The 26,348-nt window shown below is 66.3% G+C and carries 15 protein-coding genes; 7 read left to right on the forward strand and 8 right to left on the reverse strand.

Annotation, left to right across the window (positions count from 1 at the left end):
• The first annotated feature begins 278 nt into the window (after positions 1-278).
• The 4 genes from ACZ7KI_RS35445 (at position 279) to pip (ending at position 4,220) form a co-directional block, all read left to right on the forward strand.
• On the forward strand, positions 279-965 hold the full coding sequence (locus ACZ7KI_RS35445; RefSeq protein WP_470277387.1) for a hypothetical protein: 687 nt from the start codon (positions 279-281) through the stop codon (positions 963-965).
• Positions 966-1,197: 232 nt separating this feature from the next.
• A complete protein-coding gene (locus tag ACZ7KI_RS35450; protein WP_470277388.1) occupies positions 1,198-1,830 on the forward strand; it encodes a hypothetical protein in 633 nt (210 codons plus the stop codon).
• 363 nt (positions 1,831-2,193) lie between these two features.
• Entirely contained in the window at positions 2,194-3,168 is a 975-nt protein-coding gene (locus tag ACZ7KI_RS35455; protein ID WP_470277389.1) for a right-handed parallel beta-helix repeat-containing protein, read from the forward strand.
• A gap of 89 nt (positions 3,169-3,257) precedes the next feature.
• A complete protein-coding gene (gene pip, locus ACZ7KI_RS35460) occupies positions 3,258-4,220 on the forward strand; it encodes a prolyl aminopeptidase (RefSeq protein WP_470277390.1) in 963 nt (320 codons plus the stop codon).
• Between the two features lie 25 nt (positions 4,221-4,245).
• On the opposite strand, the gene ACZ7KI_RS35465 is transcribed toward pip, so the two are convergent.
• Both ACZ7KI_RS35465 and ACZ7KI_RS35470 read right to left on the reverse strand, forming a co-directional pair.
• Complete coding sequence (locus ACZ7KI_RS35465) at positions 4,246-4,704, reverse strand: hypothetical protein (RefSeq protein WP_470277391.1); 459 nt, start codon at positions 4,702-4,704, stop codon at positions 4,246-4,248.
• A complete protein-coding gene (locus ACZ7KI_RS35470; RefSeq protein WP_470277392.1) occupies positions 4,619-14,095 on the reverse strand; it encodes an RHS repeat-associated core domain-containing protein in 9,477 nt (3,158 codons plus the stop codon). Before ACZ7KI_RS35470 ends, ACZ7KI_RS35465 begins: the two co-directional genes overlap by 86 nt.
• A 464-nt stretch (positions 14,096-14,559) precedes the next feature.
• Here ACZ7KI_RS35470 and ACZ7KI_RS35475 point away from each other — a divergent pair, with 464 nt between their 5' ends.
• Positions 14,560-17,541 (forward strand): PQQ-dependent sugar dehydrogenase, encoded by a 2,982-nt coding sequence (locus ACZ7KI_RS35475; protein WP_470277393.1) that lies wholly within the window; start codon positions 14,560-14,562, stop codon positions 17,539-17,541.
• Positions 17,542-17,586: 45 nt separating this feature from the next.
• Here the strand turns inward: ACZ7KI_RS35475 and ACZ7KI_RS35480 are convergent, their stop codons facing one another.
• From ACZ7KI_RS35480 to ACZ7KI_RS35500, 5 genes are all read right to left on the reverse strand, one after another.
• The gene (locus ACZ7KI_RS35480; protein WP_465504913.1) at positions 17,587-18,393 is read right to left on the reverse strand and encodes an ABC transporter permease; all 807 of its coding nucleotides are present in this window, start codon (positions 18,391-18,393) and stop codon (positions 17,587-17,589) included.
• A gap of 9 nt (positions 18,394-18,402) precedes the next feature.
• Positions 18,403-19,287, reverse strand: a complete 885-nt coding sequence (locus ACZ7KI_RS35485; RefSeq protein ID WP_470277394.1) for an ABC transporter permease — start codon at positions 19,285-19,287, stop codon at positions 18,403-18,405.
• A gap of 75 nt (positions 19,288-19,362) precedes the next feature.
• Positions 19,363-20,568 (reverse strand): ABC transporter substrate-binding protein, encoded by a 1,206-nt coding sequence (locus tag ACZ7KI_RS35490; protein ID WP_470277395.1) that lies wholly within the window; start codon positions 20,566-20,568, stop codon positions 19,363-19,365.
• A 29-nt stretch (positions 20,569-20,597) separates the two neighbouring features.
• Entirely contained in the window at positions 20,598-21,695 is a 1,098-nt protein-coding gene (locus ACZ7KI_RS35495; RefSeq protein WP_470277404.1) for an ABC transporter ATP-binding protein, read from the reverse strand.
• A 20-nt stretch (positions 21,696-21,715) separates the two neighbouring features.
• Positions 21,716-23,137, reverse strand: coding sequence for a gamma-aminobutyraldehyde dehydrogenase (locus tag ACZ7KI_RS35500; protein WP_470277396.1), 1,422 nt, complete (start codon positions 23,135-23,137; stop codon positions 21,716-21,718).
• 164 nt (positions 23,138-23,301) lie between these two features.
• Between ACZ7KI_RS35500 and ACZ7KI_RS35505 the strand changes: the two genes are divergently transcribed.
• Together ACZ7KI_RS35505 and ACZ7KI_RS35510 are read left to right on the forward strand one after the other, a co-directional pair.
• Positions 23,302-24,045 carry a FadR/GntR family transcriptional regulator gene (locus ACZ7KI_RS35505; RefSeq protein WP_061989133.1) on the forward strand — a complete coding sequence of 248 codons (744 nt, stop codon included), beginning with the start codon at positions 23,302-23,304 and terminating at the stop codon, positions 24,043-24,045.
• A 32-nt stretch (positions 24,046-24,077) separates the two neighbouring features.
• Positions 24,078-24,812: a cache domain-containing protein gene (locus tag ACZ7KI_RS35510; RefSeq protein ID WP_470277397.1), complete on the forward strand. Its 735-nt coding sequence runs from the start codon at positions 24,078-24,080 to the stop codon at positions 24,810-24,812.
• On the opposite strand, the gene ACZ7KI_RS35515 is transcribed toward ACZ7KI_RS35510, so the two are convergent.
• Positions 24,796-26,268 carry a PucR family transcriptional regulator gene (locus tag ACZ7KI_RS35515; protein WP_470277398.1) on the reverse strand — a complete coding sequence of 491 codons (1,473 nt, stop codon included), beginning with the start codon at positions 26,266-26,268 and terminating at the stop codon, positions 24,796-24,798. The genes ACZ7KI_RS35510 and ACZ7KI_RS35515 overlap by 17 nt on opposite strands.
• Positions 26,269-26,348: the final 80 nt, after the last annotated feature.

The following is a 26,348-nucleotide window of genomic DNA, read 5'->3' on the forward strand; positions in this document are numbered from 1 at the left end:
AAACCACCAACCATGAACACGGTTGTTTTGCCGTTTGTTTTTTTTGTTTTTTTTTTTTTTTTTTTTTTCTCTTCCCCCCCCCCCCCCCCCCCCCCCCCCCCCCCCCCGCTGCCGGGACGGGCACCCGGGGCATGCGGCCTGGCGGCCGGTCCCCGGGACCCGCCCGGCAGCACCCCGCCGACGCAGAGAAATCACACAGCGATCGGACTGCCGTGCGCAGGCGGACATCAGCGCCCGATCGGCTGCCGTAACTAGCCCGACCGGCTACCGTCACGCACGTGCCCGACGCTGATGCGCTGCTCCCGGTCCGGTTGATCACCTACAGCGAGTTCTCGGAGGGCGTGAGGTTCCTTGACTGCGTTCACTCCAAGATTTCGAAGGTGTTCGACGGTCAACCGCCCGTGGAGCCCGAGGTGGTGCTCTGCCGGGACGAGCAGGAGTTCGCGTACCAGCTCACGCTACCGGCGATGCTGACCCTCGTGTCCGCACACGGCTTTCGACCTCGACCTGACATGCCCCATGGCGGGCTTGGCGCGACCGACAGCGCCGACGGTGGATCACTGCTGCAATGGCACCAGTTCGCCGCCCGCCGCGACCGTCCCAGGATCGACACGACCGGGCTGATCCTGGATGCCTGCTACACCGGCCAAGCCGACTACCAACACGCCATCTCCACCGTTCTCGCCCACGCCACCGGCTATGTCGGATTCGACGAAGTGGTCGAACTTCGGCAAAGCAAGGCGGTCATCCCCGAACTGATCATTACTCTCCTTGCTCTTGCCCAGACTCAAAGCTCACTCAGCCCACGTGATGTGACCGCAGCGGCGCACCGCTTCACCGGCGACAACCCACACGATCCGAACTGGACACCCGTGCATACGGCAATCCTGCACCCCGGGAGCTGCCAAGAACATCACGAGAACAACAACCAGGAGATTAAAACCAAAGAATATAAGGAAAAGTAGCCCCTTCCTCGAAGGCCGAATCGTTATATGGCCGGTCCGCCGTGTCAAGGCGGGAAAGATGCCTTGACACACCAGACCGCCCACATAGAGCGGCTCCCTATCGGGAAAGGGGACCGGCTAGGCCGGGCACACGGGCTTTAGCTCCACAGGCCAGGTTCAGCCGGGATCCCCTCGACGACAAACCAACGCTTTGACGCTTAAGCGTCAAAGCCGTCAGGGAGACGAGGCCATCATGACCGCCAGCATCACCAGCCCCTTGGTTCACGCTCTGGAAACCGCGTGGGTCATCATCCAAGCCCGCCACAACGACGTGCCCGACGTGGTGCTCACCATCGGAGCGGGCAGCATCGGAGCCAAAGCGGGCACTTTGCGGCTTGGGCACTTTGCCGCCGGGCGATGGCAGCACGGCGAGGATAAGAAGCTGCCGGAGCTGTTCGTGTCCGGTGAAGGACTCAAACGCGGAGCCGTTGACGTGCTCGGCACCCTCCTGCACGAAGCCGCGCACGGCATCGCCCACACCCGCCAGGTCAAAGACACCTCCCGGCAAGGCCGCTACCACAACGTGCGGTTTCGGGCCATCGCTGAAGAGCTCGGGCTCGCCGTCGAGGTTGATCCGCGTATCGGGTGGAGCCTGACCACCGTCACCCCGGAGACCGCCGCCCGCTACGCCGACACCATCACCGCCATCAACCACGCCATCACCGCCTACCGGCACGCCGAAGCGGGCACGACCAAGAAACCCGGATCAAGCAACCTCGCGGTTGCCAAGTGCCTGTGTGATCGGCGAATCCGAGTCGCCCGCAGCACCCTTGAGCAGGCATCGATCACCTGTCAAGGGTGCGGCACTGACTTTCTCGCGGTGTAGCCGCGCGAGCGGTCGGATCGAGGCATCGAGCCCCGATCCGACCGCACCCAGGCCCGCCGCCCTCAGGCCGTGTACAGGCCGCGAACTGCGGGGTACTAGCAAGAAGTTATGCAGTACTAGCGAGTACCCCAGAGCACGTAACCCCAGCTAGAAGCCAAAAACCGGCTTCACGCCCAGGTCAGAGACAGGCGGTTATAAAGGTCCCTTGCTCTCTTTTCGGGTGGGCAGTGACCGCGGACCCTCCTTTAGTTGTTCACGTATATGAACTTCAATCATGTCCTTGACTAGCGTTCGAAGGCTGCCTTACGGTCTAGCCGTCGCCGCCACGACCAAGCTTCGATCCCTCGACGAGGAGGACCACGGATGCGTGTTCGTGAGCGGGTTCTGGCCATCGCGACCGGCGCCGCCCTGCTGTCGACCCTGGCGGCGTACCCGGCACAGGCCGCGACGGTCCGCGTAGCGACTTCGGCGCAGCTGTCGGCGGCGCTCGCTTCGGTCACTCCCGGCACCGTCATCGAGCTAGCGGCTGACACGACCTTCACCGGCAACTTCAAGGCGGCGAAGAACGGCACCTCCAGCAGCCGCATCACGCTGAAGGGGCCGCGAAGCGCGGTCATCAAGGCCTCCGCCGGCCGCACCCTCGAACTGACCGGGAGCTACTGGAACCTGACCGGCTTCACCATCACCGGCGGCCAGAAGGGCCTGATGGCGACCGGCGTCAAGAACACCGTCGTCGACGGCGTCAAGGTCACCGGCGTCGGCCACGAGGGCATCCACTTCCAGTACACGAGCACCGACAACGTCGTGAAGAACTCCGAGGTGACCGACACCGGCCGCGAATACGCGGGCTATGGCGAAGGCATCTACTTCGGTTCCGCGAAGAGCAACTGGCCCGATGGAACGCCCGACCGGAGCGACCGCAACAAAGCACTGAACAACAAGATCGGCCCGAACGTGCGGGCCGAGTCGATCGACATCAAGGAAGGCACCACTGGCGGCGAACTGCGCGGCAACGTCTTCGACGGGACCGGGCAGAGCGGCGAGCACTTCACCGACAGCTGGGTGGACCTGAAGGGCAACAACTACGTGGTCGCGGACAACCGGGGCAGCAAGGTCTTCGTGCACGACGCGACCTACGGCGGCTTCGAAGTCCATGTCCAGCTCGACGGCTGGGGCCGCGGCAACACCTTCTCCGGCAACACCGCGGACGTGCAGTCCAGCTACGCGTACGGCTTCTATCTCGTGAAAGCCGCTACGGGGAACAAGGTCTGCGCGAGCAACAAGGTAACCGGTGCCGGGAAGGGATTCGCGAACGTGGCCGCCACGGCCGGCTGCTGACGCGACCGAAGACCGGGGGCCCGCTCAGCCCGGCGGCGGGGGCGGGCCCCCACCCTTCGGACACTCGCCGATTCGGGCAGAGTGTCCGTATGGACGATCTGTACCCGCCGATCCGCGTGCGCGCCGAGGGCATGCTCGACGTCGGCGACGGGCACCGGATCTACTGCCAGGAGGCAGGGAACCCGGACAGAAAACCGGTCGTCGTCCTGCACGGAGGCCCTGGTAGCGGCATCTCTCCCATGACCAGACGGCATTTCGATCCCCAGGCCTACCGGATCATCCTGTTCGACCAGCGCGGCACCGGCCGCAGCACTCCGCATATCAGCGCGCCGGATGTCGATCTGTCGGTCAACACCCTCTGGCACCTCGTCTCGGACATGGAAAAGCTGCGCGAACGGCTGAATCTGGAGCAATGGCAGCTCTTCGGCGGCTCGTGGGGCGCGACCCTCGCCCTCGCCTATGCCGAAACCCATCCGAGCCGCGTCAGCGAGATCATCCTGCGGGGAGTCTTCACCGTCCGGCGGAGCGAACTCGACTGGATCTACCGCGGCGGCGCCGCGAACCTCTTCCCGCGCGAGTGGGAGGCCTTCCTCGCCCCGATCCCCGAAGACCGCCGCGACGATCCGATGTCGGCCTACCGCGAACTCGTCTATCACCCCGATCAAGCGATTCGCGAGCGTGCCGCGATCGCCTGGAGCGTCTGGGAAGGCGCGATCGTCTGCCTGCGCCCGGATCCGGCCTTTCACAACCAGTACGCGTCACCGGACTTCGCGGTCACCTTCGCCCGGCTCGCGCTGCACTACTTCTGCCATGGGGCGTGGCTAGAGGAAGGCCAACTGATCCGGGAAGCGGGCAAGCTCGCCGGGATTCCTGGCGTGATCGTGCAGGGGCGGTACGACGCGGTTTGCCCTCCGGTGACGGCTTACGAGCTGCACCGGGCTTGGCCGGACTCGAAGCTGGAACTGGTGGAGGCCGCCGGGCACGCGGTGACGGATCCGGGGATGCTGGCGGCGCTCCGGGCCGCGACGGATCTCTTTCGGCGCACTCACTAGGGGAGCAATAGCACATTCCGACCCTTCATCCCTGGTAACGCTCGAAAAGGTCACGATCTTCCCAATCGTCACCGAATGCATCGATGACATTTCTCAGAAGCACTTGCTTCGTTATATTCGATTCCGTCGCAAGTCGCGCCTTGGCGAAATGCAGCACTGAATTCCAGCGCAGTTCATGCATAGTGAATTGAATGATCTCGACCGCCCCACCAGGAAGTTCATCCAGGAGGTCTTTCAAACGAGATTCCAGCACGTCGCGACATTCTTCGTGTCGAAGGATGTACTCGAGCAGGTCTTCCAGCAGCGGCTCGATCTGATCGACGCCAGCCGCATGCGGTTCCACACGGACAATGAAGTCAACTTTGTCTAACGCCAGCGCACAGGGCGCACGGCGGTCCTCAGAAGCGTTCGACATACCTGCCTGCCACGTCATCCCATCCTGCATTGCTGAAAGCTGTTTCCGCCGCGCCTTGAGCGTGCTCACCGTAGGGCTTGTAGTGGCCAGACGCGTTATTGATCTCCTTGATCCTACCGGTCCTGAGTTTGACGACGCCGGCAGCAAGCACATCTTCACCCTGGGCCAAGCTGACGTGACCATCAGTCTGTTTTCCGAGGATAAGTGAGCCGTCTGATTTCACAACGTAGGCGAAGTTCCCCGATCGCGCTTGCAACGCTTCTGGTGACCAGGTCTTCGCCCAGCCAGGTTTGTCTTCAGGGAACAGGTTGGAGAAGCTCTTGGGAGCCTCCTCACCGCAGTTGTGGGTGAGGACTGGTGTCTGACCTGCGACAACGAAGTACGTGTGGTCGGTGTCGACGGTCAGGTTGTAGACCCGCCGCACCTCCGACCACGACCGCGTCCCCGTGACCGTCGCATCCCGATGATCCCCGGTCTCCAGCCGATGACCAGCCTTCAGATCAACGGCGTGCGACCACCGCTTCTCCGACTCCACCCAGAACGGATGCTCATCCGTCGCCACCACAGACCCACGATCAGCGCCACTCGAGACACCGACCTCGACAAGAGTCCGCTTGCTCGCGTGCGAACGGGTATCCGTCACCACCCGAACCGCGGTACGCGCCGTCGTCGGATCCTTCGCCAGGACCTTATCCCCGACCTTGACGTCCTTGATCGGCTTACGGGATCCGTCCCCCATCACCACCAGTGTGTTCGGATCAAAGCTGTTCTTACGCACACAGCTCGTATCCGGACCACTCGACGACTCGTCGTGATGCTTGCCCCGCCCCTTGTTCCGCCCGGCCAAACCACCCAGCGCGGACAGAACATCATCAGGAGAAGCACCGGACTGAGCGATCTCCGACACCGCCGTCACAGTCTCGGCGACGTTCTGGACGATGTTCCCGTCCCCGACCACCTGCTTCTTGAAGAAGTCCGTGACCCGGCCCGCGTCCTGCACATCCGCCTTGAACGCCTGCACCACCCGAGCCGGCACCAACGGCGACGACGACACCAGATCCGTCCCCTTGAAGACCGGCTTCAACGCCGCCTTCAACGTCGGGATCGGGTTCCGCTTCGCGGTCTTCTCCGCGGCACCCCGCGCAGCGGCGGCCACGGCCTTCTTCTTCGCCAAGATCGCTGCGGCCCGACGTGCTGCGGCCGCGGCGGCCGCAGCTGCCGCCTTACGGGCTGCAGCGACGGCGGAAGCCTTGCGAGCAGCGGATGCGGCGGCGTCACCGGCGGTTCGGCGGGCAGCGCCGGCGACGTCGTCGCCATAGCGACGGCCGAGGTCGATGGCGTCATCGGCGTAACGACCGGCCCGACGACCACCTCCGATGAAGTCACCGGCCTTGCGTGCCCACTTCGCCGCGGTCGCCGCGTTGCCCCCGAACGGGATCGCACCCGCCGCCGACCAAGCAGCGTTCTCCCAGTCTCCCTCGGCAGCGTAGATCGCGGCGTTCGCGAGGTCGGCGATCTCGCCGATGCCCGGGATCATGCCCGCCACGTCCAGCGCGGTGTGCACGATGCCGCCCGCCTTGTCCCACAGGTCACTGAACCAGCCGTGGCCATCGGGGTCGAAGTAGTTCAGCGGCGAACCGAGGACATACGAGTATCGGTTGGCGCTGATCGACGGCGAGAACGGCAACTCGATACTGTCGCGGGAGGCGAAGGTGCCGGAACCCGGCTGATACCACCGCGCACCCATGTTGACGTTCCCGCTATCGGGATCCGTCCAGTCACCCTGGAAACCGACCGACCGCGAAACACCCGTCGACGCGATCCGCTTGCCGTACGGGTCGTACGCCGTCGAATCGACAACGCCACCCGACGCGGGCGCCAGGGCCCCGACGACGTCACCGTGCCGATCGGAAAGCGTGAGCCGGGAATCCGTTCCCTGTGAGAGCGACACCAAGGAGCCGTCAGGACCGCGGCCGAAGCGCGAGACACCATCACTGATCGCGTCTCGCTCCATACCCGCGTACGAGAACTTCTGTCCGCCTCGGGTCGCGAGCCGGTCGAAGTCGTCGTAGGTGTACTCGGTCGTACCGAACTTGACCATCCGGTCAAAGGCGTCGAAGGAGTACTTCTCCTCCAGGCCGGACGACGTGCGTGAGCTCAGCGAACCGCGCGGCGAGTAGGCATACGTGTAGTCGCCGTCGGCGAGGACACGGTTCCGCTCGTCGTAGGTCGCGTTCTTGTCACCCGCCTTGACGCGGTTGCCCGAGTCGTCCCAGCCGTACTCGGTCGATTTACCCGACGGGTCCGTCCAGGAAAGCATGCGCCCTTGGAAGTCGTACGAGTAGCTGTTCTGCCCGGAGCCGGCCAATCCTGCGGTCGTCTTGGTCTTGACCCGATCGTTCGGGTCGTAGGTGTACGCGAGCGACGAGAGAACCGTCCCGTTCGCTTCCTTCAGAACATCGGACTTCGGCCGGGCAAGGTTGTCGTAGTCGTAGGTACGGACCCGACCGGCACCGTAGTCGACCGTCTTCACCTTGCCGGCTTCGTTGTAGCCGTAGGTCAGCTTGCCCCCGGTCACACCGTCGGTGACGGAGTTCAGACGGCCCTTGAGGTAGCCGTAGCCGGTGGTACCGGCGGCATCCTTCCGGGTGATGACCCGGCCGGCGGTGTCGTACTCGAAGGACGACGCGCCGGAAGTACCGGTCGCGGTCAGAAGACCACCGCGGTCGTTGTAGGTGTACGCGTTGCTCCCGGCGACCCGCAGCCGACCGTCTGCGTCGTAGGTCCGTGACTTGTCGGCGGTCTGCGACTCGGCGCCGGAGCCGGTCTCCGTGAGCATCCGGTTCAGCGCGTCGAAGGTCCGGTCACGGTTCACGTTCCCGGGTGCGGTCAGGCGGGTCGCGTTGCCCGCCGCGTCGTAGGACTGCGTCCAGGTTCGATCGGCCGCGGCGGGGTGTGCGGCGGTGGACGGCTCGATCACCGATTCCGGCAGGTTCAGGCTGTTGTAGGTGAAGACGGTCTTGTTCGATCGGCCGTCGGTGAACCTGGTGCGGTTTCCGGCCGCGTCGTAGCCGAACGACGTCGTGATCGTCTTCCCGTCCGCGACGGGCTCGACCTGGCTGGACAGCCGGTTCGCGGCGTCATAGTCGAACGTGGTGACGCGCTTTTCCCAGTCCTCCGCCGTACGCATGTTGCCGGCCAGGTCGTAGGTGAACTTGCGCTCCCGCAGCGGTGGCTGCGAGCCCGTCCACTGGGCGTCCACGTCGAACTCGGTGACCATGCGACCAGCGAGGTCGTAGTTGAGCCGTTTCGTGGCGCCCGCGCCGTCGCTCGCCCGGACCAGCCGACCCTGCCGGTCATACCCCCGCTTCGTGGTGACCCCTGCCGGGTCGACGGCGGTGATCAGCTGGTTCAGCTTGTCGTAGGTGTTCAGGCTCTTCTCGCCGGCCGGATTCTCGACCGACACGACGTTGCCCGCGTCGTCGTACCGGTACTTCGTGGTGTGCGCGGCCGGTGCGGGGAACCGTTCCACCGCGGTCGACGTGACCTTGCGGCCCAGTTCGTCGTACGTCGCCTCGACGCGAGCTCCGGTCGGCGAAGTGGCGGACAGGGGCAGGCCGGTCATGGTGTACGAGTACTTCCAGACGCCGCTTGCCGTGCCTTCAGCCTGCGGATCCTGCCGCTCCAGCAGCCTTCCCAGCTGGTCGTACCGCAGTTCGGTCGCGTGCTGCCGGGCGTCGACCTGCTTGATCACGCGTCCGACGGCGTCGTAGCGGATCTCCTTGGTCGGCGTGATCGGCGCCGTGGCACCGGGCGAGGTGTACGACGGCAAGCTCGCCTTCACCAGCTGCCCGAGCCTGTCGTACGCCGCCGTAGTCACCCGGCCGATCGGGTCCTTCGTATGCGTGACAGATCCGAAGGTGTCGTACCCGGTGACCATGGTCGCCTGCGTGTCGGTGGCCGCGCCGCCGCCGGATTCGGTACGGACTCGCGGACCGGTGGCCCGGATGGGCCTGGCCAACTCGTCGTAGTCCATTTTCGTGGTGAAGGCCGCCAGCGGCTCCTGTCCGAGGTTGCCTCGGGGATCCGTCACGGCTGTCGGCATGCCACGTTCGTCGTAACGCCACCGTGTGATGAGCTTCTCTTGTCCATTGTGGACGGTTTGCTGGATCCGCTTTCCGGCCGTGTCGTAGACGAAGTCGATTGCTTCGGTGACATTCGTCTGTCCGATGCCGACATTCGAGGGGTTCCCGGACTTCTCCGACCGGAGGACGTTGCCGCCGCGGTCGTAGTAGAACTGCGTCCGCCGTTCGAGGCCGCCTGAGTCCTCGTTCGTCACCGTGAGCCGGCTGACGGTGTCGTACTCGTAGGTCGTGGTCCGGTTGCCCGCGGTGGTCTGCTTGGTCAGGTTCCCGGCACCGTCGTAGTTGTTGTTCTCCAGGAGGACATCGCGGACGTTGCCGGTGACCGGATCGCGGTACCCCTCGGCCACCACCTGAGCGATGAGATCGTTGGCGTAATAGTGATTCCGTGTCGCCCTGCCCATCGCGTCGACGTGCAGGACCTGCCGCCCCGATTCGTCGTATCGGAACGATTCGAGCACTGTCGGCTCGGAGTTGCCGGGATCGGGGTCACCCTCGCCGTCGCCGGGCCTGCCGTCACCGTCGGCCGGGTCGACCACGCCGCCGTGCCAGCCATGCAGCCGGACTTCCGCGACCTCGTTCCTGGCCGTGTACGCGTACGACCTCTTCACACCACTCGCGTCGACTACGAACATCCGGTTGCCGAATACGTCGAAGCCGTACCGGGTTTCCTTGCCCTCGGGGTTCACGACGTGGACGAGCCTGCCGTGCTCGTCGTATTCCCGCGTGGTGACCCGGGTCTGGTCTCCGCCGGTGAGATCGGAGACCGCTTCCCGCTCGACGTTCCCGTCCTTGTCGTAGGAAGTCACGGTCCGGGCAGTGTGCTTCACGCCGGTGACGGCGTTCGTCGTCTCGGGCCCGGTCTCCGCGATCACCCGCGAAAGCGCGTCGTACTCGTAGGTGGTCTTCACGCCGTCGGGATAAGCCGCCGTGTACACCGTGGCCGATGTCTTGCGCCCGCCGACGTCGTAGCCGAACCGGGTGCGCATCCCGGCCTGTTCCTGGATCTCACCGAGATCACCCGAGCGGTAGTACCGATAGACCGTGGTGTCGCCGAGCGCGCCACGCGTCGACGCCAGCAGGTCGGCCGGCACAGACACGCTCACGTTGTCGAGCGACGGCTCGGTACCGGTGGTGTAGGTGTGCGTGACGGTCCCGCCATCGGGCATCTGCTGGGTGAGGAGGTCCCCCTTGGCGGTGTAGGTGTACGTCGTCAGGTACCGGTTGTCTTCGGCGTTCGTCGACCTGCCGTCCCTGCTCCACACGACCTTGTCGTTGCGCGGATCCAGCGGATTCGCCGCGTTGAGGAAGTAACCGAAGTACTCGGTCTGACACTTCCCCGCCATCAGGCAGGTCCGCTTGCTGGCCACGTTGCCGCGCCGGTCGAAACCGAGGACGACCTCGTTCAGGTTCTCGGAAACGATGGTGTTCTGGTTGCCCTCGTCGTCATAGGCGTAGCTACGGATCCCGTAGCCGGCCTCCTTCCCCGGCTGCCCGGGCTGGTCCTCCGGCCGGACGCCGAGCCCGAGCGGGGTGACCATCCGCAGGATGCGGCCCCGGACCGGGTCGTAGTCGTAGGTGTGGTCGCGGTTCCCGGGATCCGTGAACTTCACGGTCCGGATCAGGTTGTTCTCCTCGCCGGTGATCACCGGGGCGCCGAGCCGCCACACCCCGCCGTTGCGATCGGTGTAGCTCTTCACCCGCTCGTTGACCGTGTCGTACTCGATCTCCGCGGCGACCCTGCCGCTGGGCAGGGCGATCTTGCTCAGCCCTTCGGACGGCTGCGCGGCTTGGAAGTGCTCACGGACCACGGTGTCGCTGAGCGGCTTGCCGTAGACGGCGATCTCGTCGATCGCGCCGGCGAAGTACCCGTGGTCGTTGGCGGGCTTGGCAGGCCAGTTGCCCGCGATGAACCCGGCCCCCGCGTACACCTTGGTCTGGTTTCCGTGGTCGATCACGCCCTGTTTCGTTCCGGCCTGGACACCGTCCAGGTACAACCACTGAGTCGCCAGGGCTCCGGAAAGCACCACATGGTGCCATTTACCGTCGTTGACCGAGACCGCGGTGCGGATCGGATTGGTCGTGCCGTCGGAGAACTGGCCGTACAGCTTGCCGTCCGTACCGACGTAGAGCGCCGGTGTGTAGGCGTTCTGCAGTGCGCCGGTGATCTCGTTCTGCTGGTAGCCCAGCAGAACGCCGGATCCGTTGGTCTTGAACCACAGTTCGACCGCCAGGTCCCTGCTCTTCTTGACCACACCGTCCTGCAACTGCAGTACCGAGCTCGACCCGTTGAAGGTCGCGGCGGTGTCGGCCGAGCCCGGCAGCGCGCCGGGGGCACCGAGGACGACGTTTTTGTACTTTCCGTTGTCCTTGCCCCGGTTGAACGCAACCTGGCTGACCGCGACGTCTCCGGTCAGGTCACCGAGTCGCCAGTAGGCGTCGGGCGAGGCGTCGTTCACGACCGTGCGGAACCTGGACTGGTCCGCGTATTCGTATTGGGTGCTGTGGCCATCGGGGTCTTCGACCCGCTTCAGCCGATTTCCTTCGTAGAAGTACTTCCAGTTCCGGATTTGGCCGTTGATCTCGGAAGCGAAGACGTGGGCGACCTTGCCGTCCTGGACCAGGAAGACCAGTTGGCGTTCGCTGGCCAGATCGACGACGCGGGACAGATTGGCGCCGTCCCACTGCACGATCGCGCCACGTCCGACCCCGTCGGTGTATCCGGCCAACCTGCCCGACGAGTCGAACCGGTAGGTGGTCGCCGACTTGTCGGTGAGCCGCCATCCACCGTCCGATGTGGCCGCGAAGTCCGCGAAACGACCCTGTGGCGGGGCATAGGTCCCGTCCGGGTTGAGACCGAAACGCAGTTGCTGACCGTCGGGATAGGTGACGAGGGTGTTCCCCGCGTAGTCCCGGACTACCTTCATGTCGAACTTCGTCGCCCAGCCCGTGCCGAACCAATGGTCGCGCCGCGGGTCCAGCGAGTTGTACGTGCGGGTCACACTCAGCTCGGGGCCCGCCGTCGGAAGCTGGACGTCGACCGCACTGGAGTAGTAGTTGCCCACCATGGGATCGAAGTCGCGGTCGGATCCGCTGTGCGGCGTCGTCGCCATATGCGAGGTGATCGCCGGCTGCGGAACGGCGCTCAGGATCGCGCTGAACGGCAGCGGTTCACTCTCGTTGGCACCGTCGAAGGCGAACGACCGCCAGAGATAGATCTTGTTCCAGAACAGTTTCTTGTCCGGCACCGTCCAGGTGGGATTCGACTGGTACGCGGAACTGAAGCAATCGACCGGAGTGTCGTCCGCCTCCTTCCGGCACACCTCGAACCGATACTTCAAGGTGCTGCCCGGCGGCGGGTCGACGTCGATGCCATTGGCCCACAACTGCGGTGTCAGCGTCTGGACGGAGGCGCCGTTGGGCGGGTACTGGTGCTTGATGAACGGCGGCACGTCGTAGACGTCGAGTCCGATCCGGGCCGGCGCGACCTGGTGGTCGGTGAAGTAGTCGCCGGGTTTGCGGAACATGCTGAAGTCGAGCAGGTAACTGCCGACACCGATCGGCTTGATCTCGGCGTCGAGCGTCACCGACGCCCCGCGTGCCACATCACCGGGGAGCTCAGCGGCCACCTGGGAGCCGAGCGGATTCCCGCTCCGGTCGAAGACGCGGTACCCCAGCGCGAAATCGGCACGGGTCCACGGCTGGGCGCCACGGTTGGTCACGGTGATTTTGACCTTGCCCGAAGCGGCTCGGGTGACCGGGGGCTCGGGCGTCGCGCGATCGACGCGGTACTCGGCGTTGTACGGGGAATGCGTCACGTACAGCCGGGGCGGGTTGGCCGTGCCGAACCCGGTGAATCGCTTCCACGCCGCCGGATCGAGGGGCGCCTGCAGAGCGAGGCCGTGGTTGGGCGCGCCACCGGCCCACTGCTGAACGAGGTTTCGGCCCTCGACGCCCAGATCGATCAGCTCATGTGCGGTCGGGCAGTTGGATCGGGTCGCCAACGGCGCCATGTACCCGTGCGAGAAGACCCCTCCGCCCAGAGCGGCGCCGGTCGGAGGGGTTCCCGAGGTGCCCCAGTCCGCGGTGACCGGATGCACGTACATCGGGCGGGGCGTGCAGGAGCCGGACCAGAAGTTGGTCAGCTGCAACTGGGCACCGAAGATCCGGTTGTCCTTCAGGTCTCCGCCGATACCACCGAAGCGGAGGTAACTCGAAGCGGTCTTGCCGCCGCTGCGGCCGATGCGCAGTTCGTTCACGTTGGTGCTCCGAGCACCGTTCTCGACCACCATGTTGCCGGTACTGACGGACTCCTTGACCACGGTGGGGTCCACCTGCACCGGATAGACCCGCGCCGGGTCGCGCAGCCACGCGGAATCGAGTTCCACCCGGAGGATCTGGCGGCCGTCACGGTTTCCGAGCCGATACGTGACACCGTAGGAGGTCGCGGGCTCGCCGCTTTCCTGGCGACTGGAGTCGAGCATGTAGCCGACCGGGACGCGCAGGACGGCCGCGCCGGCCTGGTCCACGAAGACCACCTGACCGTCGGCGATCTTCGCCTCGAGGCCCTTCAGATCAAGGGCGAACTCCCACGCGTGAGGGGCATCGGGGTTCTTGAGGACGAACCACTCCTTGGCGGCGCCCGCGGTGAGCTCGACCCGCATGTCGGCGTTCGGCAGGACATCGGGGTAGGCGACCGCGCTGCCTTCGGCGCGTCCGGCCGTCGCCCGTGCGCCGAGCAGTGTGAAGGCGGCTTCGTGTCCGGCGACACTGACCCGCATGGCCCCGCTCGTCTGCCCCATGTGGACCTGGAGTTCGTCGCCCGCCTTGCGCCATCCGCCTGCCTGGTCGGGCACGGCGCGAGTGTCGACGGGACCGTAGCCGCCCTCGGGCAACGGGAAGTTCAGCGGGTCCTGACCGTAGAGGGTGGTCTGCGTGCCGTCGGGGTTGTCGTAGACGCTGCTGTGCGTGGTGCGCCGCTGAGGCAATTCCTTACTGGCCTGCGCGTCGAAACCGCGTACCTGGGCCGCGGGCGGCGGAACGGCCCTGGCGCTGCTGCGCTTGTCCGCAGCGGGCTCGGGGAAGTTCAACGGCGGATACTTCGACTGAAGGGAAGCGGCTTCCGCCCGATTGACCGCGGGCGCGGCCGCGCTGTCGGAGGTCGGTCGATCCGGAACCCCTTCGGCGGACCCCGACTGCTGCTTCGGTGAGTCGGCGGTGGCCGCGGCCCCCGCTTCGTCCGACGACGGGAATCGCTGCGAAGCCGCAGGGCCCAGCGTCGCGACCAGTGCGACGATCAGCAGCAACGCGAGCGTCACCCGGAGTCTTGCGCGCAGGACAGGTCTACGACGGATCCGCTTCATGACTTCCCCCCTTGGGATGCCCACCCAGGACAGCCCTCGGCTCCTTACAGAGCAGGTCGGCGAGTTGATATTGCTGGGCGACGTCGAGCGCAAGCAAGACAATTACACGGATTTGGGCCGAATGGCCGCATTACACGCGACCAGTCGAACGTTTGTTCTGTTCAATGTTTTGTTAGCAAGGAGTGCTCCTGATCACAGAACTTCTCGCTTCTCGGCAGTGATCACACTTTTGGCCGAATGACGGCAGTCTGGCCAGCCGCTAGCGTCCGGCGTGCTTATAGCCAGAAGCGAGGGCGCTGGGGGCGGATCGTCGCGTCGCGTTACAGAATGGGCAACCCTGTCGCGCCGTCGCAATTTTTGTGCGTTCGTGAGCACTTTTCCGCACAAGGCACTCTCCGTATTCGGAGAAGGAAGGTCCAATGCGGACTCGAAGATCCCTGATCGTCTCCACGGCCGCCGCGGCCCTGTTCGGCACAGTGGTCGCCACGGCACCCGTGGCGCACGCCGCCCCGGCGCTGCCTGCGGGGTTCGCCCTGTTCGACACGCCCACCGGCCAGCAGGCCGGAGATCTCACCGACGCCGCCTACCTGCCGGACGGAAGCGCGCTGACCACCGGCCGCCTGGGATCCGTCCGGTTGACCCCTCAGGGTGGTCAGCCGATCCAGATCGCCACACTCCCGGTGCACACCGCCGGTTCGCTCGGCCTCACCGGCATCGCGGTCGCGCCGGACTTCGTCAGCAGCCGAGCGGTCTACACCACTCGCGCGGTATCGACCGGATCCTCCGCGGTGTTCCGCCTCAGCAAGTGGAAGGCAGACGGCGCCGACGCCCCGACGTCGTTGTCGGAGGAGTCCATCGTCCTGGAGTTCCCGGTCAACGCCGACAACAAGGGCATCCAGGACGTGGCCGCGGACCCATCAGGCACGTCGCTGTGGGTCGCCATCGGCGACAACGCCACCGTCCGTTCCCACACCGACGCCACCAAGGACAACGTCGACAAGTTCGCGTTGCGTGCCTTGGATCCAGCCCATCCGACGGGCAAGATCCTCCGCGTCGATCTCGCCGGCCGAGGAGTACCGGAAAACCCGTTCTACGACTCGACGGCACCGCTGTCCTGGAAGAGCCGCAACTACGTGAGCGGGCTCCGTGATCCGCGTATCGCGCTGGACCCGCGTGGCGGTGTGGTCGTCACCGACATCGGCTGGGCCGCCCGCCACGAGGTCGACCTCGCTTTCCCCGGCCAGAACCTGAAATGGCCGTGCTGGGAAGGCTCGACACGGACACCGGGCTATCGCGACACACCGGAGTGCAACAATGTCGCGAACGCCGGACCACTCGGCGAAGTGGTACACGGAACCGCGGATACCCTCGTCGGCGGCGTTCCTTACACTGGAGTCTCCTATCCCGAGGGTTACCGTGGAATTCATTTCGTAGCCAACGAGGGTGCGCAGACTCTTTCCACCATCGGTTTCGACAACAAAGGGACCGTCACCCAGCCTCTCACCGCGGCGGCTTCCGCGATCGGCGACGCGGTATCCGTCCTGACCGCGCCGAACGGCGACATCGTGCTTGCCGATGCCGTCACCTCGAAGTTGCGCAGGCTGAGCTACAAGCCGGCCAACAAGGCTCCCCGAGCAGCGTTCACCGCGACCACCGATCCGGCCACGGGCACGGTTTCGTTCGACGCGAGCACGTCGGACGATCCTGATCGTGAAGGTCTCAGCTACCAGTGGACCTTCGGTGACGGCACCACCGGAGCGGGGAAGACCGTGAGTCACGCGTACTCGGCGGGAGATCCGGTCACGGTGAGCCTCGCGGTCACCGACCCGAACGGCGCCGTGGCGAACACCAGCAAGACGGTCGTCCCGACCGAGGCGAGCCCCGCGATCGAACTCGTCCCGCCGACGTCGACGGTCTTCTCCGCCAACGACACGGTCTCGGTCGGTGCCACAGCCGAGGACCCGGGCGACGGACCACTCACCGTGAGCTGGCGCGCGGAACGGCAGCACTGCCCTCGCAACGCCGTTTGTGAGATCAACCAGCTCAAGACGGGCACCGGACCCGCGTTCTCGATCGGATTCCCGAACGAGACCGACACCCGCGTCGTGGTCACCGCCACCGTGACGAACGTCCGCAACGTCGTCGCCAGCAAGCAGTACATCGCGAATCCGCGGCTGGCCCGCCTCACCGTGATCGGGAATCACCCGGCCCAGATCAAGATCGGCGCGAACGAGGACGCCGGCCGTCTGGTGACGGTGGGGGCACCGGTTCTGATCACCGCACCCGCCGCCTCCCTCGACGCGGCGAACTTCGTCCAGTGGGCGGACAACCAGAGCACGGAGCCCACCCGGCAGATCGTCATGCCCGGCGGCGGCCTCGGCCTGCGTGCGGATTACCAGACCCCGATCCAGAAGCGGTACGCGGACGAGGCGGCTCTCCGCACCCTGGTGGGTACTCCGGTGGGCATCGAGCTCATCGAGGGTGACGGGCATTGGCAGCTGTACACGTCAGGCCGCCTCTATTGGACACAGCTGTACAACGTGAAAGCCGTCTCCGGGGAGATCCTGACCAAGTACGTCACGCTCGGGGCACACGCCTTCCTCGGATCGCCCACCACCGACGAACTGGTGGCCAGGGCGGGCAACGGCCGCTACAACGACTTCACGGGCGGACCGACCACCGGTCTCGGCTCGATCTACTGGAACTCCAGCATCGGCGCCATGGCCATTCACGGCGAGATCCGGGCGAAGTGGATGGAGACCGACGCGGAAGTCGGGCCACTCGGGTTCCCGACCAGCGATCAGCTGACCACCCCGGACGGCATCGGGCGGGTCAATCACTTCAATAACAACAACGGCTCGATCTACTGGACCGCGGCGACCGGCGCGCATTACGTCAAGGGGCGGATCTGGCAGAAGTGGCGGTCGCTGGGCTGGGAGGTGTTCTTCGGCTACCCGACCACTGACGAGGTGGCCACGGCGGACGGCGTCGGCCGGTACACCCACTTCAGCGGGAACGGTTCGATCTATTGGTCACCATCGACCGATGCCTTCGAAGTGCATGGATATATCCGCGACCGCTTCGCGGCGACCGGCTGGCAAACCGGTGTCGGCTACCCGATTACCGACGAGACCTGGACGCCGGGCAGTAAGGGTAAGTACAACCACTTCCGCCAAGGCGGGTTCGATCACTCGATCTACTGGCGGGCGGGGACGAACGTCGCTTGGGAGGTCAAGGGGATGATCCGGCTGCGCTGGCGGGATCTCGGCTGGGAGACGTCGTATCTCGGCTTCCCCACCAGTGGCGAGTACAACATCCCGACCGGTAAGCGAAGTGACTTCCAGTTCGGTTACATCACGTACAACGGATCGACGGGAGCGATCGAAGACCATCGTTACTGAGTGAGAACGCCGGTGCGGCCCTCAAAGGGTCGCACCGGCGTTGCCTTACAGCCGCCCACCCGACGTCGTGTCGCCGGAAAGCCGTTGCGCCAGGTAGACCGGCACCGTCGAGGCCAGGATCAGCACCGCCGCCACGACGTTGACGATCGGCGCCTGGTTCGGCCGGAACAGGTTGTTCAGGATCCAGATCGGCAGGGTCTCCAGCCCGGTGCCGAGGGTGAACGTCGTGACGATGATTTCGTCGAACGACAGCGCGAAGGCCAGCAGGCCACCGGCGAGCAGGGCCGACCGCAGCATCGGGAAGGTCACCAGGCGGAACGTCGTGAGCCCGTCTGCGCCGAGGTCCATCGACGCTTCTTCGAGGTTGCCGCCCATTCGCCGCAGGCGCGCGACGACGTTGTTGAACACCACCACGATGCAGAAGGTCGCGTGCGCGACGATCGCGGTGAACAGGCCGAGGTCGATGCCGAGGATCGTGCGGAAGGCGTTGTTCAGCGCGATACCGGTGACGATGCCGGGCAGCGCGATCGGCAGGATGATCAGCAGCGACACCTGGTTGCGGCCGAAGAACCGGTAGCGCTGCAAGGCGAACGCCGCCATCGTGCCGAGTACCAGTGCGATCGCGGTCGCGGCGAGTCCTGCTTGGACACTCGTCCACAGCGCGTTCAGCGCGCCCTGGTTCTCGGCGGCCCGGCCCCACCATTCGAGGGTGAAGCTCGACGGCGGCCAGCCGAAGGTGGTGTCGGCGTTGAAGGAGTTGAGCAGGACCACCAGCAGCGGGAAGTAGATCACCGCGAGCCCGAGCACGAGGGCCGCCAGCAGCAGGTATTTGGTCGTCCGGGAAAGCCGCATCGCGCGCTCCTACAGATTGTCCAGCGCGCCCGTGCGGCGCACGGCGGCGAGGTAGGCGAGCATGATCACCACGGGCACGGTCGCGACGGTGGCCGCGAACGGCAGGTTGTTGGCCGCGCCGATGTTGTCGTAGACGACGTTGCCGAGCATCTGCGACGTACCGCCGACGATCTTGACCGCGATGTAGTCGCCCAGTGACAACGAAAACGTGAAGATCGACCCGGCGACGACGGCCGGGAAGGTCACCGGCAGCACCACCGACCGGAACGTCCTGAACGGCCGCGCGCCGAGGTCGCCGGAAGCGTCCACAAGGGAATCGGGCAGCCGTTCCAGGCCCGCGTAGATCGGCAGGATCATGTACGGCAGCCACAGGTACGACAGCGTGATCACGGTCGCCAGGACGCCATAGCCGGGAGTGTCGAGGCCGAACGGGTCGAGCAGCCAGTGCAGGACTCCGTTGCCGGACAACATGGTCCGCCACGCGTAGGCCTTCACCAGGTAGCTCGCCCACAGCGGCGTCATCACCGCGATCACCAGGAGCCGCCGCGCCCTCGGTGAGGCGAATTTCGCCATGTAGAACGCCATCGGGAAGGCGATGATCGCGGTGATCACGGTGACCAGCGCGGCGATACCGACCGTCCGGAGGGTGATCGTGCGGTACACCGCGTCACTGAACAGCGTGACGAAGTTGTCCAGCGACCATTCGGTGACGACCTGGCCGGTGAAGACGTCGATGTGCCAGAACGCGGTGACGAACAACGCGGCCAGTGCGCCGAGATAGGCGAGGCCGAGCCACAGCGCCGGCGCGGAGAGCAGCATTCCCAGTCGCAGCCGGGGTTTGCGGTACAGGAAGGCGGAGGCTTTCCGCCTTGGCGAATCGAGCGTGGTCGTCATGATCTCCACCGGGGATGGGACCGGGAGCGGACGAAGTTGGGGGGCACCATCGTCCGCTCCCGGAGTTCGGGAGGCTCAGCCCTTGATCTCGGTCCAGGCGCGGGTCCACTCGCCGTAGTCCTTGCACTTGACGTCGGTGCGGCCGTCGAGGCACTGCGTGATCGGCGTCGTCCAGTAGGCGATCTTCGCGGCGTACGCGGCGTCACCGGCGTGGAAGGTCTCGCAGTGCGCCTTGTCCTTGGTTTCGGTGCACGCCTTGGGGTTCGCGGGCGACTCACCGAAGTACTCGGCGACCTGGGCGTTGGCCTTCGGGCTGACGATGTGGTTCAGCCACTTGTAGGAGCACGTCTTGTGCGGCGACTTCGCCGACACCATCCACGTGTCCGACCAACCCGTCGCACCCTCGGACGGCAGCACGGACTCGACGGGTGCACCCTCGCTCTTGGTCAGGTTCACCGTCACCTGCCAGGCGGTGCCGACGACGGCGTCGCCGCTCTTGAGGGCTTGGCTTTCCTTCAGGTAGTCCGACCAGTACTCCCCCACCATCGGCCGCTGCTGCTTGAGCAGGTCGACGGCGGCCTGGAACTGCTTGTCGTCCAAGGCGTACGGGTTCTTGATGCCGAGTTCCGGTTTGTGCGTCTGCAGGTACAGCGCGGCGTCGGCGATGTAGATCGGCGAGTCGTAGGCGGAGATCTTGCCCTTGTACGGACTGTTCGCGTCGAACATCACCGACCACGACGTCGGCGGCGGGGTCACCTTGTCGGTGCGCCAGGTGAGCAGGTTCGCGCCCCAGCCGTGCGGTACGCCGTAAGCCACGTTGTTCACGCTGTTCCACGGGCGGTTCTTGAGGAAATCGAAAACGTCGGCGTAGTTCGGTACGAGCGCGGTGTTCACCGGTTCGACGTCTCCGGACGCGATGAGCCGCAACGAAGCGTCACCGGAGGCGGAGATGACGTCGTACTGTCCGGTCTTCATCAGGCTCACGGCCTCGTCGGAGGTGCCGAACGCCTTGACGTTGACCTTGCAGCCGGTCTCCTTTTCGAAGCCGGTCACCCAGTCGACGGCAGGATCGTTCGAGCCGTTCTCCGCGTAGCCGGGCCAGGCCAGCACGTTGACCTGCCCTTCCGGCTGGCCGAGCTGCGCGAGCGCGTCCAGTTTCGGCGGGGTGAAGCCCTGCCCTCCGGGGGCGGCGGCGGTCGAACTGGATCCGGAGGTGCCACAGGCGGCCACGAGCAGACCGGCGCCGAGCAGCCCGGCGAGCGCGAGTTTCCTGTTCTTCATTGAACGAACCCTTTCGGTACTGGGGAGGGCTAGCCGGCTTCGGGGACGCGGAAGCTGTGTTCGTGCCGCCAGCTCAGGCGGACCCGGCCGCCCTCGAGGGCCACGGGCTCGGCGGTGTTCTGCCGGACCACGGAGAGCTGGCCGCCGGCGTCGAGCGTGACCTCGTAGCGCACGGTCGCGCCCGCGTAGACGGTGTTGGTGACGGTGCCGGTGGCGCTGGTCTCGCCGACCTCCGCCGATTTCGAGAGGTCGGCGTCGACGCGGATCTTTTCGGGGCGGATGCTGAAGACGCCGGGTTTGCCGATGATGTTTTCGGCGCCGCCACCGCTGAGCAGGTTCGAGGTGCCGACAAACCCGGCGACGAACGCCGACGCGGGTCGCTCGTAGACCTCGACCGGCGAGCCAACCTGTTCGATGCGGCCGGCGTTGAACACCGCGATGCGGTCGCTCATGGTCAGCGCCTCGTCCTGGTCGTGGGTGACGAAGATGAAGGTGATGCCGACTTCGCGCTGGATCTGCTTCAGCTCGGTTTGCATGGTGTGGCGCAGTTTCAGGTCGAGCGCGCCGAGTGGCTCGTCGAGCAGGAGCACCTTCGGCCGGTTGACCAGTGCTCTGGCGAGCGCGACCCGCTGCCGCTGGCCGCCGGAAAGCTGGTCGGGTTTGCGCTCGCCGAAGTCGCCGAGGCGGACTGTTTCGAGAGCCTCCTTCGCACGCTGACGCCGCTCCGCGCGAGGGACGCGTTTCACCCGAAGGCCGTACTCGACGTTCTGTCGCACGGTCATATGCGGGAAGAGCGCGTAGTCCTGGAAGACCGTGTTGACGTCACGGTCGAACGGGGCGAGACGGCTGACGTCGCGGCCGTGCAGTTCGATCGTGCCCGACGTCGGCAGTTCGAAGCCCGCGATCATGCGGAGCACGGTCGTCTTGCCGGAGCCGGACGGTCCGAGCATCGAGAAGAACTCGCCGGGCGGGACGTCGAGATCGACGCCGTCGACCGCGTGGACCTGGCCGAACTCCTTGCGGAGCCCGCGCAGCCGGATCGCGGGGACCCCGTCTCCACCCGCGGAAGTGATAGCGAAGGTCCCTTGCTCCCCCTCGGCGGAGGTGACGGGTGCTTGATGAGGCATGGCGTGCCTTTCGGTGGTCGTCACAGCGCGCTCATCACGTGCTTGACGCGGGTGTAGTCCTCGAGGCCGTAGAGCGAGAGGTCCTTGCCGTAGCCGGACTTCTTGAAGCCCCCGTGCGGCATTTCGGCGACCAGCGGGATATGCGTGTTGATCCACACGCAGCCGAAGTCGAGTTTCCCGGCCAGCCGCATCGCCCGCTGGTGATCGGTGGTCCACACCGACGACGCGAGCGCGTAGTCGACGCCGTTGGCCGCGGTGAGTGCTTCCGCTTCGGAGCCGAAGCGCTGCACGGTGATGACCGGGCCGAAGACCTCCGTCTGGCTGATCTCGTCGTCCTGTCGGACGCCGGAGATCACCGTCGCCTTGTAGAAGTAACCCTCGTGCCCATGCCGTTCACCTCCACAGTGGACTGTCGCGTGTTCGGGAAGCCGGTCGACGAACCCGGCGACGCGGTCGAGCTGGGCGGCGTTGTTGAGCGGCCCGTAGCTGACCGACGTGTCGTCGGGCTTGCCGGTGGTGGTCGCCTGCGCCTGCCTGGTGAGTGCCGCGACGAACGCGTCGTGGACCTCGTCGGCGACCAGGACGCGGGTCGCCGCGGTGCAGTCCTGACCCGCGTTGAAGTAGCCCGCCGCGGCGATTCCCTCCGCGGCCGCTTCGATGTCGGCGTCGGCGAAGACCAGTACGGGTGCCTTGCCGCCCAGTTCGAGATGTACGCGCTTGACGTCCTTCGCCGCCGAAGCGGCGACCTCGATCCCGGCGCGGACGGAGCCGGTGATGGACACCATCGCGGGGATGTCGTGCTCGACGAGCGCACGCCCGGTGTCGCGGTCGCCGCAGACGACGTTGAGTACTCCGGGCGGCAGGAATTCGGCGCAGATCTCCGCCAGGAGCAGGGTCGACGCCGGCGTCGTGTCGGCCGGTTTGAGCACCACGGTGTTCCCCGCGGCCAGCGCGGGCGCGATCTTCCACACCGCCATGAGGAGCGGGTAGTTCCACGGCGTAACCTGCGCGCACACGCCGATCGGTTCTCGGCGGACGAAAGAGGTATGCCCTTCCATGTATTCGCCTGCCGACCGTCCTTCCAGGACACGCGCGGCGCCGGCGAAGAACCGCAACTGGTCGACGATCATCGGCAGTTCCTCGGCCGCGGTGAGCGCGATCGGCTTGCCGGTGTTCGCCGATTCGACGAGCACGAGGCCGTCCGCGCGCGCTTCGACGGCGTCGGCGATCTTCAGCAGCGCGAGCTGGCGCTGCGCGGGCGTGGTCTCGCGCCACCGCTCGAAGGCGGCGGCCGCGACCTTGAGCGCGCGGTCGACGTCTTCGGGGCCGGCGACGGCGGCGGTGCAATACGGGCGGCCGGTGACGGGATCGACGATGTCGGCGACCTCGCCCGACACGGATCCGGTGTACTCACCGCCGATGAAGTGCTTCAACTGCTGCACGAGAGCTCCTGGCGACTGGGCCTGGGGGCGTGAGGCGATAGCAAAGGTCCCTTGCTCCCTTGTGGGGCGGCAAGCGAGCTAAAACATATAAGTCCATAGGTTAAATGACAAGACGATGGGGCAAGATTGGTTCCATCGGGTAGCGGTACGGGTGAAGGGCCACCATGCGTAAGGGGTTGTCGCACAGCGCGCGGTCAGCGATGTTCGCGCCGCTGGACCAGATCGGCCGGGCGGAAGCGGTCACCGCCCGGCTGGTCGACGCCATCACGCTCGGGCTGCTGGCCGACTCCGAACAGCTGCCGAGCGAAGCCGAACTGGCCGCTCAGTTCGGCGTCTCGACCGTGACCGTTCGCGAAGCGCTGGTCGCCCTACGCCAGCAGGGACTTGTCGAGACCCGTCGCGGGCGGGGCGGCGGAAGCTTCGTGAAGACGCCCGTGAACCCTTCGGCCGCTTCGTGGCGAGAACGCCTTCGCACGGTTTCGCTGTCGGACCTGCGTGACGTCGGCGACCACTACCTGGCCATCGCCGGGGCCGCGGCCAAACTCGCCGCCGAGCGCAGTTCACCGGAGGACATCGAGCGGCTCGAACTGGCGACCGAGGACATCCGCACCGCGACCGGCACGGAGGCATCCCGCGCCGAACGCCAGTTCCACCTCGAAGTCGCCGCGGCCGCGCAGTCACCGCGGCTGACGAGGGAGGAAGTGCAGCTGCAGAGCGAGCGAGGCGGTCTGCTGTGGCTGCCGCTCGAACCGCACGGCACCCGCGAGAACGCCTACGCCGAGCACCTCGCGATCACCTCCGCCATCGCGCAGGCCGATGGCGAACTGGCCAGGAAGCTCACCGAGGAGCACATCCTCGAAGCGATAGACCGGCTGGCGGACGTGCATTTAGACCTTCTGGCCCCTTAAGCTGCGGCATCCGCGCAACCGAGGTGAACATCGTGAACGACACACCGTCCGCCGGTTCCGAGGTCGTCGAGCAGGTATCCGCACTGGTCGAGGACGTCTTCGGCAGGCTGAAGCCGGTTCTGGCCGTCGCCGAGGGGTTGCTGGCCGAATCCGCCGACGCCACCGTCGAAGACCTGACCCGGCTCCGGCCGCAGGTCTTCGACGTCCTCGGCGGCCTCGTGGTCGGTGCCGGGTTCATCAGTGCGCCGAACGCGCTGGCCGATCAGGAATTCGGCTTCGAGTGGTGGACCGAAACCGGCGACGCCGAACCCGCTCAGCTGGTCATCAGCCTCGATCCGGACAGCGAGCACTTCCTCGACTACACCCGCCAGTCGTGGTTCACCGTGCCGCGTGACACCTGCCGCCGTCACATCAACGGCCCGTACGTCGACTACCTCTGCACCGACGAATACACCCTGACGTTCACCGTCCCTGTCCAGCGAAGCGGGTCTTTCGCGGGTGTCGTCGGCGCGGACATCTACGTACGCGAGGTCGAACGCCTGCTGCAGCCGAAACTACGCGGACTCGGCGGCCGCGCGGCGCTGGTCAACGCCCAGGGCCGGGTCATCGTGTCGAACAACGCTCGCCAGGCGACCGGTTCGCTGGTGCGCGATGTCGACGTCCCGGCATGGTGGTCCTCCGGCGCGGAACCGGTCACGACGGAGAACGGCACGCACCTCCGGCGCTGCGGGGACTCGCCGATCGCGCTGGTCAGATCCGAGCGCTGACCTGCAGCGCGAGCCAGAACTCCGCGCGCACGCCGGGTGAATCGAGGTCGCGGCCGGTCAGTTCGGCGACCTTGCGCATACGGTTGCGCAAGGTGTGCCGGTGCACGCCGAGCCGTGCGGACGCCAGATCCCAGTGGCCGTGGTGTTCGAGCCAGCAGGTCAGCGAGGCGACCAACGCGCCGCGGCCGGTTTCGTCGTGCTGCCGCAGTGGTGCCAGCAGGCTGTCCGAGAAGGCTTGGGCCGCTTGGGAATCGACCAGCTCCAGGAGACCCTGACCGGCGTGCTCGGCGAACCGGACCAACTCGGATCGCTCGGCCTTCGCCGCTTCCGCCGCCTGCTTCGCCTGACGGAGCCCGGCCGGGAAATCCACTGTGGACACCGGGTCGGCGAGTCCGGCGTGCAGCCCGCCGATCCGGGATGCCAGCCGGGAGACCACCTCAACGTCGCCGAGCGCGACCACGAACGCTCCTGACTCACCGAAGAACACCTTGTCTCCGGCCACTTCGGCGTCGAGCGCGTCGGCGAGCGACCGGCGCGCGGCGGCCGGACCGGTGACGGCCAGCACCGGCCACGGCGCTTCCGGCACCGCACCCCAGAGCGTCTTCATCGTCCTGGTGGCGAGTTCGGCCTGGCCCGCGGCGAGCAGGTCGATCGTCCCGGACCGCAGCCGCCTGAGCGCGCCGACGTGTTCCCGGTTCTGTTCCAGTGCAAGGGAAAGCAGTGAGACCGCGGTGTTGACGATGTGCTGACCCGCGGCGTCGAGCGGCTCACGCGTGCCGACGGCGAGCACACCGCGAGCACGGGTGTCGAGCGTCTGCAGGACGACGTCGTGCTCCCCCACCACCGTCACCAGCGTGCCCGCCCGCAGCCGCGGGAGATCTTCACGCATTTCGTCGGCGAAATGCCGGGCCGCCGCGGGCGACGCTTCGATGACCGCACCCGCCGAATCGAGCAGGAGCACCCAGCCGTCGACCAGCTTCGCCAGTTTGCGCACCACCCCACCCGGACCGCCCTTGCCGACGGCGGTCCTGGTCAGCTCCTGCTGCCCCTTGCCGGTGCGCACGAGCGAGGCGTACTCGTCGGCGGCGACCGCACGGGAGACCGCCCGCGTGATCGCGATGAACGGCGTCTTCCTCGGCACTTCGAGCACCGGGAGCCCGACCTCTTCGGCGGTGTCCACAAGGGACTGAGGGATCGTCTCGTGGCTGAGGCCGACACCGAACCCGAGCCCCGCCACCCCGGCGTCGACGAGTCGCCGGATGTACCCGGGCGATGTGGTCTCATCGAGGGCGAGGCCGGTGGTCAGCAGGAGTTCGCCGCCTTCGAGGAAGGCTTGTGGATCGGTCAGTTCGGTGGGGTGGACCCAGCCGATCGGCCGGTCGAGTCCGCCCTCGGCGGCACGCACGCGCAGGCCGAGCGGGCGTTGGGCCGCGAGGGCGCGGAGCGTCAGTGCCATGTTGGCCAACTTTACGCGCCGATATCGACAAGATGTCGAGCTGACGTGCCTCGGCGCGGCTCCCATCCTGGAGTGCGACC

Source organism: Amycolatopsis sp. NPDC039088 (genome assembly GCF_055598845.1).

Excerpts from the sequence above, each read along its gene's own strand:
- ACZ7KI_RS35455 (WP_470277389.1), top strand. The coding sequence starts at position 2,194 with ATGCGTGTTCGTGAGCGGGTTCTGGCCATCGCGACCGGCGCCGCCCTG.
- ACZ7KI_RS35485 (WP_470277394.1), bottom strand. The coding sequence starts at position 19,287 with ATGACGACCACGCTCGATTCGCCAAGGCGGAAAGCCTCCGCCTTCCTG.
- ACZ7KI_RS35450 (WP_470277388.1), top strand. The coding sequence starts at position 1,198 with ATGACCGCCAGCATCACCAGCCCCTTGGTTCACGCTCTGGAAACCGCG.
- ACZ7KI_RS35490 (WP_470277395.1), bottom strand. The coding sequence starts at position 20,568 with ATGAAGAACAGGAAACTCGCGCTCGCCGGGCTGCTCGGCGCCGGTCTG.
- ACZ7KI_RS35475 (WP_470277393.1), top strand. The coding sequence starts at position 14,560 with ATGCGGACTCGAAGATCCCTGATCGTCTCCACGGCCGCCGCGGCCCTG.
- ACZ7KI_RS35505 (WP_061989133.1), top strand. The coding sequence starts at position 23,302 with ATGCGTAAGGGGTTGTCGCACAGCGCGCGGTCAGCGATGTTCGCGCCG.
- ACZ7KI_RS35515 (WP_470277398.1), bottom strand. The coding sequence starts at position 26,268 with ATGGCACTGACGCTCCGCGCCCTCGCGGCCCAACGCCCGCTCGGCCTG.
- ACZ7KI_RS35480 (WP_465504913.1), bottom strand. The coding sequence starts at position 18,393 with ATGCGGCTTTCCCGGACGACCAAATACCTGCTGCTGGCGGCCCTCGTG.
- pip (WP_470277390.1), top strand. The coding sequence starts at position 3,258 with ATGGACGATCTGTACCCGCCGATCCGCGTGCGCGCCGAGGGCATGCTC.
- ACZ7KI_RS35495 (WP_470277404.1), bottom strand. The coding sequence starts at position 21,695 with ATGCCTCATCAAGCACCCGTCACCTCCGCCGAGGGGGAGCAAGGGACC.